Raw genomic sequence first — 3,111 nt, forward strand, 5'->3', positions numbered from 1 at the left:
GTGCCTGCGTGGGCGGGCGGGGTGTTACGGTCAGGTCCTGCACCATTTTCAGGCGCTTGACCACGCCATGGCCGCATGTGGTGTTGATGCGGGCGATCACGGCGGGGGCGAGGTGCTGCAGTTCCATCGCCACCGGCCCCGAACACGCCACCGTAAGGGTGCCGCCGTACAGCCTGCGCGGCACGGTCGAGGCCGCCAGATTCGGGCCGACAATATCAGGCCAGTCCGTCATGACCTGCACGGCGGCGGGCGACTGCTTGCGAAAGACCGGGGTGCTGATGCGGGGCAGCAGGACTGCCATGCTGCGTGGCCGGTATGCACGCGGCGGCGGCTCAGCGGGGGCAGGTGCTTTCTTTTGCTTGCTGCGTGAGGGCGGGTTCGTCATAAACGGTTCCGTGTTACCTTCTTCCGCCGATCTGTTGCGCTGGTACGACCGGCACCGCCGCACCCTGCCATGGCGCGCCCTGCCGGGGCAGGAAGCCGACCCCTATCGGGTCTGGCTGAGCGAGATCATGTTGCAGCAGACCACCGTTACGGCGGTCATACCCTATTTCGAACGGTTTGTGGATGCCTTTCCCGATGTGATGGCGCTGGCCCGTGCTCCGCAGGACCGGGTACTCGCGCTGTGGGCTGGGCTTGGGTACTACGCGCGGGCACGCAACCTGCATGCCTGCGCGCAGGCCGTGGCGGCGCGGGGCGGCCGATTCCCCGATACGGTGGAGGGGCTGCGGGAACTGCCCGGCATCGGCCCCTATACGGCCGCCGCCATCGCGGCCATTGCCTTTGGCCGCCCGGTGGTGCCGGTGGACGGGAATGTCGAGCGCGTGACGGCGCGCCTGTTCGCCATGACCGATCCGCTGCCCGGCGCACGCCGGGCCATCGCGCAACAGGCCGAAACACTGAATGAGGACGCGCCGGCCCAGGCCCGTCCCTCCGACTTCGCGCAGGCATTGTTCGATCTGGGAGCAGGGATCTGCACCCCGCGTTCGCCGGCCTGCGCGCTGTGCCCATGGCATGGCTCCTGTGCGGGGCTCCGGCAGGGAATCGCCGCCACGCTGCCCCGCCGCGCGGCGAAGGAGGCACGGCCCGTCCGGTATGGCGCGCATTTCTGCGTGGTGGATGCGGCAGGCGGCATGCTGCTGGTCCGCCGCCCCGAAAAGGGGCTGCTGGGGGGCATGATGGGCCTGCCCGGACCGCCGTGGCGCGACACGCAGTGGACAAAGGCGGACGCCATGGCCCACGCGCCCAGCGCACCCCGGCTGCGCATTGACTGGCACCGGGCGGGGCGGGTGAAGCATGTCTTTACCCATTTCACCCTGCTGGCCGATATCTATGCCGCCCGCATCCCGGCCTTTCCCAACAGCATGGTGGGGGAAGATGGCATGGTCCACCATGCCGGGGGTGAAGCCGTGGCCCTGCCGTCACTCATGCGCAAATGCATGGCTCTGGCACGAAGCGGCAATATTTTTGATTGACGCGGATATGATACGCGCGGTTCACTGATCACAGTCCGATCAGGAAAGGGACCGTGATGTTCACTTTAGTCCAGATGCTTTCCCCTGTTATCGCCCTGCTGGGCATTGCCGGTATGGCGCGCTGCCTGCACATGCGCGCTCTTGCGGCGCAGCCGGTACGGGTCCGCACCCGGCGCTAGCCTGCTGGCCATGTAGCGGGCGCGCGGGTGGACTGTCGCTGTTTCTTTGCATCCGCGCGTGGCTTCCTGTAGCAGCCGTTTCATGACCTTCATTACCGTACACCGCACGGCGCGGGCGGATGTGGCGCGCGCGCGGACGGGCGTGCTGCTGAGCAATCTGGGAACCCCGGAGGGCACCGGCTACGGTGCCGTCCGGCGCTATCTGGCCGAATTCCTGTCGGACCGGCGCATTATCGAAGCCAGTCCCCTGATCTGGAAGCCGATCCTGTACGGCCCGGTGCTGACATTCCGCCCCCGCAAATCGGGGGCCGCGTACCAGCGCATCTGGCATCATGACCACGATGAAAGCCCGCTGCGTACCTATACCCGCGATCAGGCGACGCAACTGGCGCAGCGTCTGGCGGTGGATGACGTGCCTGTGGCATGGGGCATGCGTTATGGCACGCCCTCGATCAGGCAGGCCCTGCATGAACTGGTGGAGCAGGGATGTGACCGTATCCTGCTGGCCCCGCTCTACCCACAATACAGCGCCACGACCACGGCCACGGCCAACGATCAGGCGTTCCGTGCGCTCATGCGCATGCGCAACCAGCCCGCCATACGCACGCTGCCGCCGTTTGCCGACCACCCGGCCTATATCTCGGCTTTGGCCCGCTCCATCGACACCCATCTCAGGACACTGGATTTCACGCCGCAGATGATCGTGGCGTCTTTCCATGGCCTGCCGAAAGTTTATGTGGAAAAGGGCGATTCCTATGCGGCGGAGTGTGAACGCACCATCGCAGCCCTGCGCCACGCCATGGGCTATGACGCGGCGATGATGCCGCTGACGTTCCAGTCACGTTTTGGCCCCGCCAAATGGCTGGAACCCTATACCGCGCCGTTTATCGAGTCGTTGCCCGCACGCGGGATCACCCGCATCGCGGTGATCACGCCCGGCTTCATTTCCGACTGTATCGAAACGCTGGACGAAATCGGCAATGAGGCCAGGGCGGGCTTTGTCCACGCGGGTGGCAAGGAACTGGCGCTGGTGCCGTGCCTGAACAACTCCCCCGATTGCATTGACCTGCTTGAAAACCTCGTGCGTGCGGAACTGGGCGGCTGGCTGCCGCGGGCCGGGGCGGAGGGTGCCCCGGCCGTCACGCCTTCCACCTGACTTTATCTGCGGCCATCAGGGATGGTCGCAGTTTTCGGTCAGGTCGTTATAGACCTGCCCGCTGGGGCAGGATCTGGGCGGCTGGGGTGACTGGACCTGCGGGGCAGCAGGCTGCTGGGGGGCGAACAGCGTGGAGAGGTCCTTGTCATAGACCGTATCATCTTCCGGCGCGGCATTGCCTGTCGCGTTATAGATTTCAGGTGCCGCCTGGTAGCTGGCTCCGGCCACCGCCGCGCCCATGGAGGCGCCCATGGCCGCACCGGCCCAGCCCCATCCCCAGCCGCCCCAGCCACCCCATGGG

Annotated in this window: 4 protein-coding genes and 1 pseudogene; 2 read left to right on the forward strand and 3 right to left on the reverse strand. The window is 66.5% G+C overall.

Annotated elements, in window-relative coordinates; all coding sequences use genetic code 11:
* A partial coding sequence (locus DY926_RS16605; RefSeq protein WP_241503292.1) for a DUF721 domain-containing protein occupies positions 1-301 on the reverse strand: 301 nt, incomplete at its 3' end.
* Here DY926_RS16605 and mutY point away from each other — a divergent pair.
* Positions 300-1,475 (forward strand): A/G-specific adenine glycosylase, encoded by a 1,176-nt coding sequence (gene mutY, locus DY926_RS16610; protein ID WP_116704351.1) that lies wholly within the window; start codon positions 300-302, stop codon positions 1,473-1,475. The two genes, DY926_RS16605 and mutY, sit on opposite strands and share 2 nt — an antisense overlap.
* Before the next feature lie 65 nt (positions 1,476-1,540).
* On the opposite strand, the gene DY926_RS17445 is transcribed toward mutY, so the two are convergent.
* The gene (locus tag DY926_RS17445; protein WP_158552068.1) at positions 1,541-1,738 is read right to left on the reverse strand and encodes a hypothetical protein; all 198 of its coding nucleotides are present in this window, start codon (positions 1,736-1,738) and stop codon (positions 1,541-1,543) included.
* Between DY926_RS17445 and hemH the strand changes: the two genes are divergently transcribed.
* Positions 1,737-2,810 carry a ferrochelatase gene (hemH, locus tag DY926_RS16615; protein ID WP_116704350.1) on the forward strand — a complete coding sequence of 358 codons (1,074 nt, stop codon included), beginning with the start codon at positions 1,737-1,739 and terminating at the stop codon, positions 2,808-2,810. The two genes, DY926_RS17445 and hemH, sit on opposite strands and share 2 nt — an antisense overlap.
* A gap of 15 nt (positions 2,811-2,825) precedes the next feature.
* On the opposite strand, the pseudogene DY926_RS16620 reads toward hemH, so the two are convergent.
* Positions 2,826-3,111: pseudogene (locus DY926_RS16620) on the reverse strand (hypothetical protein); the annotation flags it as partial.

The organism is Komagataeibacter melaceti (assembly GCF_003403295.1).
Classification (GTDB): Bacteria; Pseudomonadota; Alphaproteobacteria; order Acetobacterales; family Acetobacteraceae; genus Komagataeibacter; species Komagataeibacter melaceti.